Source organism: Shewanella olleyana (assembly GCF_023283825.1).
Classification (GTDB): Bacteria; Pseudomonadota; Gammaproteobacteria; order Enterobacterales; family Shewanellaceae; genus Shewanella; species Shewanella olleyana.
On the sequence record NZ_JAKILD010000029.1, the window covers coordinates 1 to 14,868 of the forward strand.

Annotated in this window: 9 protein-coding genes; 5 read left to right on the forward strand and 4 right to left on the reverse strand. The window is 39.5% G+C overall.

Annotated elements, in window-relative coordinates; translation table 11 throughout:
- Positions 1 to 184: 184 nt before the first annotated feature.
- Entirely contained in the window at positions 185 to 2,224 is a 2,040-nt protein-coding gene (gene uvrB / locus L2735_RS17340) for an excinuclease ABC subunit UvrB (protein WP_248985904.1), read from the forward strand.
- Positions 2,225 to 2,527: 303 nt separating this feature from the next.
- Complete coding sequence (locus tag L2735_RS17345; protein ID WP_248985905.1) at positions 2,528 to 4,105, forward strand: BCCT family transporter; 1,578 nt, start codon at positions 2,528 to 2,530, stop codon at positions 4,103 to 4,105.
- Between the two features lie 190 nt (positions 4,106 to 4,295).
- Here L2735_RS17345 and L2735_RS17350 read toward each other — a convergent pair whose 3' ends face one another.
- The 3 genes from L2735_RS17350 to asnS form a co-directional block, all read right to left on the reverse strand.
- Entirely contained in the window at positions 4,296 to 5,012 is a 717-nt protein-coding gene (locus L2735_RS17350) for a 3'-5' exonuclease (protein ID WP_248985906.1), read from the reverse strand.
- Between the two features lie 3 nt (positions 5,013 to 5,015).
- Positions 5,016 to 6,899: a DUF294 nucleotidyltransferase-like domain-containing protein gene (locus tag L2735_RS17355; protein WP_248985907.1), complete on the reverse strand. Its 1,884-nt coding sequence runs from the start codon at positions 6,897 to 6,899 to the stop codon at positions 5,016 to 5,018.
- 339 nt (positions 6,900 to 7,238) lie between these two features.
- Entirely contained in the window at positions 7,239 to 8,639 is a 1,401-nt protein-coding gene (gene asnS, locus L2735_RS17360; RefSeq protein ID WP_248985908.1) for an asparagine--tRNA ligase, read from the reverse strand.
- Positions 8,640 to 8,899: 260 nt separating this feature from the next.
- On the opposite strand from asnS, the gene L2735_RS17365 reads away from it, so the two are divergent.
- Complete coding sequence (locus L2735_RS17365; RefSeq protein ID WP_248985909.1) at positions 8,900 to 9,235, forward strand: hypothetical protein; 336 nt, start codon at positions 8,900 to 8,902, stop codon at positions 9,233 to 9,235.
- A gap of 9 nt (positions 9,236 to 9,244) precedes the next feature.
- Here L2735_RS17365 and L2735_RS17370 read toward each other — a convergent pair whose 3' ends face one another.
- The gene (locus L2735_RS17370; RefSeq protein WP_248985910.1) at positions 9,245 to 9,826 is read right to left on the reverse strand and encodes a CoA pyrophosphatase; all 582 of its coding nucleotides are present in this window, start codon (positions 9,824 to 9,826) and stop codon (positions 9,245 to 9,247) included.
- A 405-nt stretch (positions 9,827 to 10,231) separates the two neighbouring features.
- Here L2735_RS17370 and malQ point away from each other — a divergent pair, with 405 nt between their 5' ends.
- Together malQ and glgB are read left to right on the forward strand one after the other, a co-directional pair.
- Positions 10,232 to 12,547: a 4-alpha-glucanotransferase gene (malQ, locus tag L2735_RS17375; protein ID WP_248985911.1), complete on the forward strand. Its 2,316-nt coding sequence runs from the start codon at positions 10,232 to 10,234 to the stop codon at positions 12,545 to 12,547.
- A gap of 92 nt (positions 12,548 to 12,639) precedes the next feature.
- Positions 12,640 to 14,868: a 1,4-alpha-glucan branching protein GlgB gene (gene glgB / locus L2735_RS17380; protein WP_248985912.1), complete on the forward strand. Its 2,229-nt coding sequence runs from the start codon at positions 12,640 to 12,642 to the stop codon at positions 14,866 to 14,868.

Sequence of the window (14,868 nt, forward strand, 5' to 3'; positions counted from 1 at the left end):
CTACGTTGTTGCGCTAATTTATAAGGTACCTACATTACCGCATTAACGCGCCTAGTATTGAAAACACGGTGAAGCTCTGAAACACGTATCTTCAAGTTGTTTGGGTATATATAAATGATGATTGTCGCAATCTATTATCAGTTCAGTATAAAATAGCTAATTGATTTTTTGAGGATGTTTTGTTGTGACAGAGCCAGTTTTTAATCTTGTTTCAGAATACTCGCCAGCAGGAGACCAACCGACTGCTATCAAGCAATTAGTCGATGGGCTAGAAGCAGGTGTTGCAAAGCAAACCTTATTAGGCGTAACAGGTTCAGGTAAAACCTTTACCGTTGCTAACCTTATCCAAACTCTGGGTAGGCCAACCATTATTATGGCGCCTAACAAAACATTAGCCGCGCAGTTATATGGCGAAATGAAGGAATTCTTTCCTAATAACGCCGTTGAGTATTTCGTCTCATACTATGATTACTATCAGCCAGAAGCCTATGTTCCTGCTTCAAACACTTTTATTGAAAAAGATGCCTCAGTCAATGCCCATATTGAACAAATGCGGCTTTCAGCGACTAAAGCACTATTAGAGCGAAAAGATGTGGTCTTGATTGCCTCTGTGTCTGCTATTTATGGCTTAGGCGATCCTGAGTTATATATGAAGATGCTGCTTCATCTTCGCCAGGGCGACATTATGGGTCAACGAGACATTATCACTCGGCTCGGTGAATTGCAGTACACGCGTAATGATATCGATCTACAGCGCGGTACTTTCCGTGTTCGTGGTGAAGTGATTGATATTTTCCCCGCTGAGTCAGAACGTGATGCCGTTAGAGTTGAACTATTTGATGATGAAATTGAGCAACTGAGTGAGTTTGATCCTTTAACGGGTCAGGTGACAAGGCGCTTAGCCCGCACCACTGTTTATCCTAAAAGTCACTATGTGACACCTAGAGAGAAAATAATAGAAGCCACTGAGCACATAAAGGAAGAACTTCGTGAACGTCGTCAGGAGCTATTGGATAACAATAAACTGATTGAGGCTCAGCGGATTTCTGAACGTGTGCAATATGATATTGAAATGATGGTTGAGCTTGGTTATTGCTCTGGCATCGAAAACTATTCTCGCTATCTATCTGGTCGCTCAGAGGGCGATGGCCCACCAACATTATTAGATTACTTGCCTGCAGATGGCTTGTTAATCATTGATGAATCCCATGTCACTGTACCGCAAATTGGCGCTATGTATAAAGGGGATAGAAGCCGGAAAACCACGCTTGTTGAGTACGGTTTCCGCTTACCTTCTGCGTTAGATAACCGTCCGCTGAAATTTGAAGAGTTTGAGCAACTGATGCCTCAAACTGTTTTTGTATCAGCAACACCAAGTGATTATGAGTTTGAGCAAAGTGACGGTGAAATTGCTGAACAAGTTGTAAGGCCTACAGGTTTATTGGATCCCGAAATAGAAATACGTCCAGTGGCGATTCAAGTTGATGACTTATTATCGGAAATTCCTAAACGAGTTGCGGTGAACGAAAGGGTATTGATTACTACGTTAACCAAGCGTATGTCTGAAGATTTAACCGAATACCTAGACGAGCATGGAGTCAAAGTCAGATATTTACACTCAGATATCGATACAGTTGAACGAGTAGAAGTTATTCGCGATCTGCGTTTAGGCCACTTTGATGTGCTGGTGGGCATTAATTTACTTCGTGAAGGCTTAGATATGCCTGAAGTATCCTTAGTATGTATTTTAGATGCCGACAAAGAAGGCTTTTTACGCTCAGAGCGCTCACTTATTCAGACCATAGGCCGTGCTGCACGTAACGTAAATGGTAAAGTGATTCTCTATGCTGACAAAGTGACTAAATCAATGGAGAAAGCCATTGGGGAAACTGAGCGCCGTCGTGAGAAGCAACACGCTCATAATGTGAAACTAGGTCAAACTCCTAGAGGGGTGATAAAGAAAGTCACTGATGTAATGGATTTAGGCGATCCACATCGCGGCAATAATAAACATCAGTACACAGCGTTCGGTAAAGTTGCTGAAAAAGAAGCTGAATATAATACTGGCAATGCAAAAGTGCACAGTGTAGCCGAGTTATCGCAGCAAATTGATACCCTTGAAAAACAAATGCATCAACATGCTCGAGATCTTGAATTTGAACAAGCAGCATCATTACGTGATGAAGTGAAAAAACTTCGCGAGCAAATCATACTCAATAGTTAGCACTTCATTTAAATAGCTGGATATTTGGCAGTCATGTTTAAACCATTCTATAAGGCTTAGCAGATCTGCTAAGCGTTTTTATTGGACAGTGTTTATAAAAGCTGAAATTGTCTATTTTGTCTATTGTTCAATTACCTTTCATATTTTGTACTTTGATTAGCCACTTTTGCTAAGAACATCTAATCTTTAGTCTGAAAAGAGATATTAAACGTGATTGATTTGTTGCTTAGGCTGCAAAATATCGCTTAATAACGTAAAATATAACTACATTTTACGAATGTAAGTTGTTCTAAACGAGGATGAATGAATACTAATAAAGATAAATACAGTATCGATAATACTGATTACACCGTAGGCCAAGACAACATACAAAAATGGGGGTTTGACGTACATAACCCTGTTTTTGGGATCAGTGCTTCCTTAATTGGAATTTTCATTATCGCCATACTGTTAGTCGACCCAGAAACCTCTAAATCCGTGTTAGATGGCATTAAATGGAAAATCATTGGCGCTTTTGATGGCATGTTCATGTGGTCAGCGAACATTTTTGTTCTATTTTGTTTAGCGATGATCATTTCACCTTACGGAAAAATACGTTTAGGTGGCGATGAAGCCAAAACGGATTATTCAAGGCTGTCATGGGTTGCCATGTTATTCGCAGCTGGTATGGGTATTGGTTTAATGTTTTGGGCTGTTGCTGAACCTGTTGCCTATTTTACCGGTTGGTATGAAACCCCACTCAATGTAACGGCTAATACGCCTGAAGCAGCTAAAGTTGCGCTAGGTGCAACTATGTTCCATTGGGGACTGCATCCATGGGCTATTTATGGTGTGGTGTCTTTATCCTTAGCATTTTTTGCATTCAATAAAGGTCTTCCTTTATCAATGCGCTCAGTTTTTTATCCAATTTTAGGCGATCGTACTTGGGGATGGCCTGGTCATATTGTTGATATCCTCGCGGTACTGGCAACCTTATTTGGTTTAGCAACGTCATTAGGTTTAGGCGCTCAACAAGCAGCGAGTGGTTTCCATCATATCTTTGGAATCGATAACAGCTTATTACTGCAAATCGTTATAATTTTTGCAGTGACATTAGTCGCAGTGATTTCAGTATTCCGTGGTATTGATGGTGGTGTAAAAGTCATTAGTAATATCAATATGTTACTCGCATTAGTTTTACTCGTGTTTGTTGCATTAGTAAGTTTTGCTGTTGCTATGGGTACCATTCCAACCACAATTATGGGTTATGTGGAAAATATTATTCCACTGAGTATTCCAAATGGCCGTGAAGATGAAGCTTGGATGCACGGTTGGACAGTATTTTATTGGGCATGGTGGATTTCATGGTCCCCATTTGTTGGGATGTTCATTGCTCGTATTTCACGTGGCCGTACAATTCGTGAATTTATGACGGCGGTATTAATCGCACCTACAGTTGTCACTATTTTGTGGATGTCAGTGTTTGGTGGTGTCGGTATCGATCAAGTGGTTAATAATATTGGCGAACTGGGTGAAAAGGGCTTAACCGAAGTGCCGTTAGCCATGTTCCAAGTATTTGACCAACTACCTTTAGGAAATATTCTATCCTTATTAGCTGTTGTCTTAGTGCTGGTTTTCTTTGTCACTTCATCTGACTCAGGTTCACTTGTCATCGACAGTATTACTTCTGGCGGTAAAGTCGATGCGCCAGTACCACAACGTGTTTTTTGGGCCTTAGTGGAAGGTGCTATTGCCGCTGCGTTGGTGTGGGTTGGTGGTACAGAAGCCATTGAAGCGCTGCAAGCGGGTGCTATTTCAACAGCATTACCATTTACTATCATTTTATTGATCATGTGTGTGAGTTTGGTAATGGGTCTTAGAACTGAAAAGCAATTTCGTTAGACTTAAAGGTAACCATTGGTAAATAGAATATTATTTATTAAGCGTTAATTCTAAGTCAAAACCTAAAAATAAACCGAATCAATTAAGTAAAATTATTGATTCGGTTTTTTTATACTCGGAAATTAACTGAAGGCTATTTTTAACGAATAGCTGGGTATATGGACAGTTTAGCTTCAGGGCTAGCGTCAGTTTATACCCATAATTTTTTAACCGGTGTATCGGGACTAAAGTGATGAAAAACCTGCGCCTGAAGCAACTCAGCAGTCGCAATGGCATCAGTTAATGCATCATGAGGGGGATAGGTGGGTAGGTTATAACGTTGGCGACTACCGCCTAAACGAATTGATTCAGTGCGTTTAGGCTTAAACCAATCTATAAAGCTTTTAGGTTTAGCTTGTTGTATATCTGCTTCAATTTGCATGGTATCAATAACTGGAAATACGATTCCTTCATTAATTAAGGTTCGCAGCGCCGCATCAAAAAAATCTCGTTCAATTCGCCTGTAATGTACTACGACAATCTTACCCGCTAACTCATCTAATAATTGCTCTAAGATACGTAATAAGTCAGGAGCCCCTTTTAAATCAGAATGTGTAATCCCATGAATGATAATTGAGTCTTCTTGTAACTTATCTTCAGGGTTAACAAACCAATGTTTTGCATTTCTTAATGCAATTCGTTTTAGTGTAAACGGGACTAAACCAATACTAATGATACTATTTTGGTCAGCATCTAAGCCTGTAGTTTCAAAATCAAGCGCAACAAATTCTATGTCTTTTAGCATAGTTTCAGCATGATAAGTACCGGCTTCATAAAAATGAGTCAGGCGACTATCTTTACTTTCTTGTTGTTTTATACGTAAAAACGCTTTCCAGTTCAATACTTCTTGATTAGTAAAGTTACGCATAACTTACCCCTGCATACTATTAGCACTGTAGCGGAATTTTAAGAAGTTCTGTGCACTGCTTAACACCAAGAAAGCATCTTTGAGATTACGTCTTTCAAAATCTGACATGTTCTCAGGTTCAATATTATTGTCAGGTTCTTGCTCCGCTTCAATATCCAGCGCTTGATGGCGAATTCTCACTAAAGAGATAAACTCCATTGCATGTTGTAAATCTTTGCCTTTTGATGCCGGCAATATACCAGCTTCAATGATATCTTCGAGGCGATCAAATGAGTTTTGAGACTGTGAACCAATAGCAAGTGCATGTACACGAATTAAATCAGCAAGTGGTGCAGTTCCGCGGCGTTTCAAGTTAATTGAGTTGTTATGACGACCGTCTTTCTCCATCACAAAATCTTTAAAGAAACCTAATGGAGGAGTACGATTAAGTGCGTTACGAGCAAGACATGCTAAAAAACGATTGTTCTTTTTTGCTTTACGTAAGATAAATGCATTTAACTGTTCGGCCCATTTAGGTCTGCCATAGACCCCGTATAAATCAAAGAAAATAGAACAATTAAGTAAAGCTTGCGGATTAGGGTGTTCAATCCAGTCAGTAAAGCACTCTTCCCATTGTGATTGGGTTTTTCGGTATTCAGGATTGGTCGCCATAATATCGCCAGTACAATAAGTGTAACCACATGCTGCTAAACCGTCACAAACAAAAGTTGCCAGTTGCATGAAGTACTCGCCATGAATTGTTTCTTGATATTCATTATCAAGAATAATAGCGTTATCTTGGTCTGTTACTATTAGTTGTTCGTCTCGTGCCATAGACCCTAGTGCTAGAAAGCAATAAGGTACCGGTGGTGGGCCAAGCTGCTCTTCTGCAAGTTCTAATAGCCTCTGTTTAAAGCTTCTGCCTATTTCTGACATCGCTCTGCCGACCATATGTGAGTTGGCATCTTCGTTAACCATTCTTACAAAACAGTCTTTAGTTTGGCTCGACAATAAAATTAAGTCATCAATACTATTTTGCTGGAAGATACTGCTTACAATCAATAAACTGTTTTGTGATTCATAACGTATAATGTCTGTAACTTCAATTAAACCAATGGGTTGTTTGTTCTTTAATATCGGTAAATGGTGCACGTTGTAACGAAGCATTAATAACATGGCTTCAAAAATATAGGCGTTGTGATCGAGTGATATGAGTTCAGTAGACATCACTTCGCCAACAGGTGTTTCTACGTCTAATCCTTCAGCAATCACTTTGGCGCATAAGTCTCGTACCGTGATTATACCGACAAAGCTATTGCCGCCTTCATCTGCAAGGTTGGGATCATTGATGATCGCTGCAGATACATTTTCTGAGGACATAATGTGCGCGACATCTTTAATAGAGGTCGTTATTGAAAGCATTACAGGCTCGCCACTCAGAATCGTTTTAACTTTCGAGGTCGTTAGTGAGTTGGCATCGTCGTTGTTTTCTTCGACAGCTTGTTGTAGGCGAACACTGCCTTCAACTTCAACGAAATCAGCGAAAGCGTCATAGCGCTCGCAAAATTCATCGAATATATTCTCTGGAATACAGTATAAAAGGGTGTCTTTTACCGCTTTTGCTGGGTATCGAACTTTGTTATTGGTTAATAAACCGAGCTGACCAAATAGCCCACCTTGATCGAGCCGATTATACAGTTCGCCATTTCGTCGATAGATTTCAACTACACCACTGCGGATCATATACAGGTCATGAATTTTATCTTCAAATTCAATTACCATGCTATCAGCGCGGTAGTAGGAAATCTCTACGCTTTTAGAGACTTCCACTAGTGCTTTTTCAGGCAGTTGATCAAAAGGTGGGTACTGGCGGATGAAGTTTCGAATTTCTAGTAGTTCGACTTCCATTATTCGCTCGATATGATTGATTTAGTTATAACAATCATTATATGGCATTTATTGAGACTATGCAGTTAACCTGTATATCAAGATGACGAATACATGATGATGGTTGGTAAACTGGATAGTTTAATCGAATAAAATTATAGAAAAATAAGTATTATTATTTTCTAGTGAATTAATTTCAATTTTAAAAAGCATCATAGTTAAGTGTTCTAGAGTGATTTATCTTAATTTAAACTTTTGATGTGAAATAATCAGTGGCATATGTAATGATAATTAAGACATAAAAAAACGCGCAATAAGCGCGTTTTTATCATCTTATGACTACCTATGCAGGCAATTGAATTAGAAGTTTGCAGATTTAGGTGCACGTGGGAATGGGATCACGTCACGAATATTGCTTACGCCAGTAACATAAGACACTAAACGCTCAAAACCTAAACCGAAACCTGCATGAGGTACTGTGCCATAACGACGTAAGTCACGGTACCACCAGTAATCTTCTTGGTCTAATTCCATATCAGCTAAACGAGCATCAAGTACGTCTAAACGCTCTTCACGTTGTGCGCCGCCAATAATCTCACCGATACCTGGGGCAAGTACGTCCATTGCAGCAACTGTTTTACCGTCATCATTTAAGCGCATGTAGAATGCTTTAATGTCTTTCGGGTAGTTTTTAACAACAACAGGCGCTTTGAAGTGTTCTTCTGCAAGGTAGCGTTCATGCTCTGAATGTAAGTCGATACCCCATTCAACATCAAACTCAAACTTCTTATCACATGCTTTTAAGATTTCAATTGCATCAGTGTAATCGATTTGAGCAAAGTCACTGGTTACAAACGCTTCTAAACGTTCAATAGCTGTTTTCTCAACACGCTGTGCAAAGAATTCTAAGTCATCACGACGCTCGTCTAGTACGGCACGGAAACAATACTTAAGCATGTCTTCAGCCAATTTAGCGGCATCATCAAGGTCTGCGAAAGCAATTTCAGGCTCAACCATCCAGAACTCAGCTAAGTGACGGCTAGTGTTTGAGTTTTCAGCGCGGAAAGTAGGACCAAAGGTATACACTTTAGATAAAGCACAAGCGTAAGTTTCAGCATTTAACTGACCAGATACGGTTAAGAATGACTCTTTACCGAAAAAGTCTTCAGAATAATCAACAGCGCCTTTATCGGTACGCGGTAAGTTTTCCATATCTAAAGTCGATACACGGAACATCTCACCAGCGCCTTCTGTATCAGAAGCGGTAATTAATGGTGTTGAAACCCAAATGTATCCTTGCTCGTTGTAAAAACGGTGGATAGCTTGTGACAGACAGTTACGTACGCGAGCCACTGCGCCGATGATGTTAGTGCGAGGACGTAAATGGGCAAGTTCACGAAGGTACTCAATTGAGTGGCGCTTCGCTGCCATTGGGTAAGTGTCAGGATCTTCTACAAAGCCGGTAACTTCAACTTTGGTCACTTGCATTTCGAATGCTTGACCTTTGCCTGGTGATTCTACAACTTCACCAGTCATCACCACTGAACAACCAGCAGTAAGCTTGAGCACTTCTTCAGTATAATTATCTAAATTATTTGGTACTACGCCTTGAATAGGATCAAAACATGAACCGTCATAAACAGCTAGGAATGAAATACCAGCTTTAGAATCGCGGCGTGAACGAACCCAACCACGTACTGTAACTTGCGAACCAATCGCGAAGTCACCTTTAAATACAGAAGCGACAGATGTAATGCTCATTGTTGCTTAGTTCTCCAATGGATCAATGATATAAATAAGTGCTTTATATTACCTTGAAATCGGCTTTTAACAAGCCGAAAAGCCCCTTATAACAAGATAATTAGCTAACTTTTAACATTATCGAGTGTTAAATCCGATGTATCGAGTTAAAAATAGTAAACTTGAGCTCAGCTAGATTACTAAAGTGATCTTAAATTTAGCTTGTAAGCGTATGATGAAAGAGTATATTTTATAAACATCTTGTTGATGTAGGTGGTTAAATGTCCAAAACCAAAATTTTGCAATTCGTATTAGCGGTACTTTCAATCACCGGATGGGGATTGGCTGTATATGCATTAATTGTGTTTGGTGAAGCCAGACCTGATCGAGCCGTTGGTTATTACTTAAGCAAAGGTGTTGAGGTTCGTTTTGACTGGGATCCTGACTTAACCATTAAACTTGAATATTTAATCTGGTGGTGTGCTGGGATTAGCTTCGTTAATTTAGCAGTAAACTATTATGCTAAAACCGCTAGAAAAGTTGAGTACTGGATTAATATTCCGTTATTACTCTTGGTATCGTTAGCTGCAGGTTTTTATATTCGTTACGTGGTTTAAATCATAGGGTTAGTTTTGTGCTAAATCGATATGGCGGCATAATAAGTCGATTATCGCCGCGGTCACTCCCCAAATAAATTTTCCTTTATAAGGCATATAATGCACATCAAAACTGTTGCCGTTGCGGGTAAAGTTGAAAGTGTATCGATTATTTACGTTGATGAAATATTGCAAAGGAACCCAAAAGGTTTCTGCAACTTCACCAGGATCAATGGTAATTTCAAAAGGCTTATTGATTAATCCAATAATAGGGGTGATTTCAAAACCTGTAAAAGTCGCATGAGGCGGAAAATTACCTACAATAGTGACATTATCTGATGACAAGCCAATTTCTTCATCAGCTTCCCTTAATGCAGTCGCAATCATGTCTTTATCTTCATCATCCACTTTCCCACCAGGGAAACTGAACTGTCCAGGATGAGCGCGTAAATGTAATGCTCTTCGAGTTAACAAGATTTGTAATTGTCCATCAACTTCCATTAGCGGAACCAGCACTGCAGCTTTACGTAATGTAGTATCGACTGGTGCAGATGTAATTTCACCCTCAAGATTATGAAGAGAAAAATACATAGAAAATTGATTGGCGTTCATTAACCGTCCTAGTTGTTTACTTGCTAGTTTTAAAGCTAATTTTAGTGTTCTTAACCCGTAGAATCGTCTTGAGTAAAAGCTAAATTACCATATTCAATTAACAATTTGTTGATTTAAAACCTTCCTTTCAAACTTCATCGTTATTTCACCCCTTAAAACTCCTGTTCATTTTTTGCTCTTTTATTGTGCGTGATTTGCACCAAAATATGGTTTGCAAACAGGTGTTTATAATTAAATTCAAACAGGTGGAAATTACCCGCTGTAAACCTGATTGCATAAGTTAATGAAATATAATGAATTATTTTGTCACCTGAATGAAATATCACTGTAGTTAAACTGTGATGTTTCACTGGCATGGTTAGTGCTGAGTATTAACCAGTTAAGTTATTCGCGAGGAAGACAAATATGGGACTGGAGAAGTTACTGTATTTGCAAGGCGTAGGAGCTGAATTTATTGATTGCTTTGGCAATAATATACAAATCAGTTCTGACGATAGAAATGGAATTCTAAAGTCGATGTGCTTGGGCTATTCAAGTACGTCTGATACAGCTGATGATTTCTTATTATCAGATTCTTTTATTGGACAACGCATTTACGATTTAGATGCCAAGCCTTGGCTTAACCCTTTACATCAATTCCAATGGAGTTATGTAGACGCGCCCATTATAGAAGTCTATTTACCCGAATACTTTTTAGGCAATCTTTGTTTTGAGATCATCAGTGAACAAAATGAAACTTATCGGTTTCAAGTACACAGTAGTCAGCTAAAAATTGTTGGTGATTATGGTGTAGATTCAGTAACTTATTTGAAGTACCAATATTCACTGAGTAACGAGTCAAATATACCGTTAGGCTTGGGTTATCATCAAATTAGCTTAAAGCTTGGATTAGGTAATGTTGACTCAAACGGGTTTGAAGCTGATAGCGCTGATTCAACTTTCAACGGAAGTTTAATGATCTCACCACGCAGTGCCTACTGCGGAAATTTTCATGGCGCTTCGCATAACACGTCACATGGCATTTCTGCTGAATCTTCACATGGATCTTCAAATATTAGTCCAATGTTTACAGACAATCATGTCGAACATAGCGATGAAGATAAATCGGTAAAACCATGGGGTATTAGTACTCAGCTATACAGTATTAAGAGTAAAAGCCAATGGGGCATTGGTGATTTTAATGATTTAAAACACTTAATAGATTACGCAGCGGAGCAAGGTGCAGACTTTATTCTGCTTAACCCATTACACGTGCTAGATCTGCCTGCTAATGTCAGCCCATATAGTCCTGATGATCGTCGCCTATTAAACCCACTTTATATTCATATTGAATCAGTTGAAGAATTTAACATGATTCAACAACAAATCGAGTCTGACGAATTTCAGAACAAAAAACACCAGTTAGCGCAAGATGAATTACTTAATTATCAACAAGTATTTGAAGTAAAGTATGCCATTTATCGCTTATTGTTCGATGCTTTTGTTTCCCAAAATAAATCAACATGTACAAAACGCTATAAACAATTTAGCCAGTTTAAACAGCAACAAGGCGAAGCGTTATCGCAATATGTTAAACATCAAACTTCATTACAAGCAGAAGAAAACCACAGTGACAACGCAACAGCGTTTAATTTTGAAAACTTCTTATGCTATTTACAGTTTATCGCCTTTGAGCAGTTAGCTTTATGCCAATTAAAAGCAAAGTCAGTGGGCATGCTAATTGGTTTAGTGAGAGATATGGCAGTCGGTGCTTCACCAACGGGCTCTGAAGTACAACAGAATACACATTATTTTTGCCAACAAGCCAATATCGGTGCGCCGCCAGATCCTTTTGCACCACAGGGACAAAACTGGGGCTTAACGCCGCTTGACCCAATTAATCTTCAGCAAAATAACTATCAACATTTTATTAATTTAATCCGCAGCAATATGCAGTCCTGTGGTGGGCTCCGAATTGATCATGTGATGGGGTTACTTCGTTTGTGGTGGTGGCCATCAGATCCTGCTAATGGCAAGGGTGCCTATGTTTATTATCCCTTAGATACATTACTTGCAATTCTTTGTCTTGAAAGCCAGCGGGCTCAATGTCTACTCATTGGTGAAGACTTAGGGATTGTGCCGCCTGAAATTGTGCAAAACTTATCTAAAGCTAGAATTTTCTCTAATGAACTATTCTATTTTACCAAACATTATCATGGCTTTACATCTCCTGAGTATTACAAATCTCATAGTTTAATGATGCTAGCCAACCACGATGTCCCCACACTGACTGCTTGGTGGAATAGCGATGATATCAATCTCAGACATCAACTTGAGCTTATTGATGATGAACAGCTCAATCGCAGCCTTAATGATCGCCACAATGAAAAGCAACAGCTAGTGCAATTGTTAGAAGATCAACAGTTATTGATGCCACAAACGCCGATTGAAAAGATATCTACGCAGCAATTATTCACAGCATGGTTATCATTAACCGCTTCAGGACAATCAACACTGTATAGCGTGCAAATTGATGATCTGATCCATGAAAAAACGCCAATTAATATACCTGGCACTTGGAAAGAATATCCCAATTGGCGACGCAGATTGTCTCTCACGCTCGAACAGATAGTCGACAGTAATGACGTTAAGCAAAAGCTTCAAACAGTTAATAAGGTTCGCCATAATGAAAAAACCGAATTGAGCGAACCAATACACAAAGTGGCCGAAAGCAGTAAATAAGTAGTGCTGTAAAACAGCTTAAACAATGAGTGCTCTAAATAAGGTGTTCACTCTGACTAAACCAAATTTAATTTAGAACGGAGCAATAACTAATGACGACTAATGCCCCATATTTTAACCATGGAACCGATATTGCTATTTTAAATGGTGATTACACAGATGTGTTCTCGTTATTAGGCATGCATCAAGTGGAAAACTCACGGTCATTACTTGTGCGATGTTTCATTAAAGGTGCGCTTGCAGTTGAAGTATTCAGTTTAAAAGATGGAAAAAAAGTTGCTGATTTATCAGAAGTTGATGACCAAGGTCTATTTGCAGGGGTCATGGGTCGAAGAGTTAAGCCATTTCTATATAGCTTAAAAGTCACTTATCCAATGAGTGTCGAAACCATCATCGACCCATATCAATTTGGCAGTTTAATTGATGACAATGATGTGTATTTATTCGCAGAAGGTAAGCAGCAAAGCGCTTATCAATTTCTTGGTGCTAACTGGAAAGAATCTCAAGGAGTGGAAGGGGTTCACTTTTGTGTTTGGGCCCCTAATGCCCAACGGGTATCTCTTATCGGTGATTTTAATCACTGGGATGCAAGACAGCATGTTATGCGGTTTCATCCATCAAATGGCTTGTGGGAAATATTCTTACCCAGTGCTAATGCGGGACAATTTTATAAATTCAAAATTATCAATCAATACGGCGAGCATATCGAAAAAGCCGATCCATACGCAGTACAAATGCAATCTGCACCGGGTAACTCTTCAGTTATTCCCGCTAAAAGTGATTATCAATGGAATGACAGCATTTGGCTTAAAGATCGAGCTGAGAAATCACTGCATGAATCTCCGATGTCGACTTATGAAGTGCAACTGGCTTCTTGGAAGCGAAAAGGCGAGTGGGGTGATGAGTATTTAAATTATCAACAACTCATCGATGAACTGATCCCATATGTGGAAGAAATGGGTTTTACTCATTTGCAATTAATGCCAATAAGCGAGTACCCGTTTGACGGCTCATGGGGTTACCAACCTGTTGGCTTATATGCATCGACATACCGCTTTGGCGATCCTATTGGCTTAAAGGCATTTATTGATGCCTGCCATCAACGAAATATTGGCGTATTACTCGATTGGGTACCAGCTCATTTCCCTAAAGATCCCCATGGCTTATCGAAGTTTGATGGTAGTTGCTTGTATGAACATGAAGATCCACGTCAAGGAGAACACCCTGATTGGGATACGTTAATTTTTAATTATGGCCGTGGTGAAGTACAAAGTTTTTTACTCAGTAATGCGTGCTATTGGTTAGCAGAGTTTCATTTTGATGGCTTACGCCTTGACGCTGTTTCGTCAATGCTTTATCTCGACTATAGCCGAGAGTCAGGTCAATGGTTACCTAATGAATATGGCGGGCGTGAAAACATTCAAGCAATCGAGTTTTTAAAACTACTTAATGAACGTATCTATGCCGCTTTTCCTGGCGCTACCATGATTGCCGAAGAGTCAACTGCATGGCCTGGTGTCACGAATGCAACCGACCAAGGCGGTTTGGGTTTTGGCTTTAAATGGAACATGGGCTGGATGAACGACAGCTTAAGTTATTTAAAGCGCGATCCCATACATCGTAGTCATCATCACCACGAACTTACATTCGCATTGGTTTATGCCTACACAGAGCAATTTATCCTATCTGTAAGTCATGATGAAGTGGTTCATGGTAAAGGTTCGTTACTCCATAAAATCCCTGGTGATGACTGGCAAAAGTTCGCCACTTTAAGGGCCTATTTCGGCTTAATGTGGGGACAGCCGGGTAAAAAGCTTATTTTTATGGGCTCTGAGTTTGCTCAGCGTGATGAGTGGAATCATAACCAAAGCCTTGATTGGCATTTATTACAATATGCCCCCCATCAAGGTATGCAGGATTGGGTTCGAGATTTAAATAATCTGTACCTTCAACATCCTTGTATGTATGAGTTAGATCATCAAACGTCTGGTTTTCAATGGTTAGATTGCGATAACAATCAAGACAGTATTTTTAGCTTTGCGCGCTATGCAAAGTCTTCATCTGATCATTTGATATTTATCGTCAATATGACCCCACAAGTACATCAACATTTCCGTGTCGGCCTGCCGAGTGCCAATGATTATATCGAAGTGCTAAACAGTGACACACAGTGTTATGGCGGCAGTGATGTCGTAAATAGCATAGTTCAATACCAAGATGAGCCATGGCAAGGGATGAAAGGCAGCGGGTTAATTACAGTGCCACCTCTTGGTTGTGTTGTGTTAGCCGTTAATCAAGACATTGAGTTTGAAGAGGACTGA

Bases quoted from the DNA above. Each gene is read 5' to 3' on its own strand.
- malQ (WP_248985911.1), top strand. From the start codon at position 10,232: ATGGGACTGGAGAAGTTACTGTATTTGCAAGGCGTAGGAGCTGAATTT.
- L2735_RS17350 (WP_248985906.1), bottom strand. From the start codon at position 5,012: ATGCGTAACTTTACTAATCAAGAAGTATTGAACTGGAAAGCGTTTTTA.
- L2735_RS17345 (WP_248985905.1), top strand. From the start codon at position 2,528: ATGAATACTAATAAAGATAAATACAGTATCGATAATACTGATTACACC.
- L2735_RS17355 (WP_248985907.1), bottom strand. From the start codon at position 6,899: ATGGAAGTCGAACTACTAGAAATTCGAAACTTCATCCGCCAGTACCCA.
- glgB (WP_248985912.1), top strand. From the start codon at position 12,640: ATGACGACTAATGCCCCATATTTTAACCATGGAACCGATATTGCTATT.
- asnS (WP_248985908.1), bottom strand. From the start codon at position 8,639: ATGAGCATTACATCTGTCGCTTCTGTATTTAAAGGTGACTTCGCGATT.
- L2735_RS17370 (WP_248985910.1), bottom strand. From the start codon at position 9,826: ATGAACGCCAATCAATTTTCTATGTATTTTTCTCTTCATAATCTTGAG.
- L2735_RS17365 (WP_248985909.1), top strand. From the start codon at position 8,900: ATGTCCAAAACCAAAATTTTGCAATTCGTATTAGCGGTACTTTCAATC.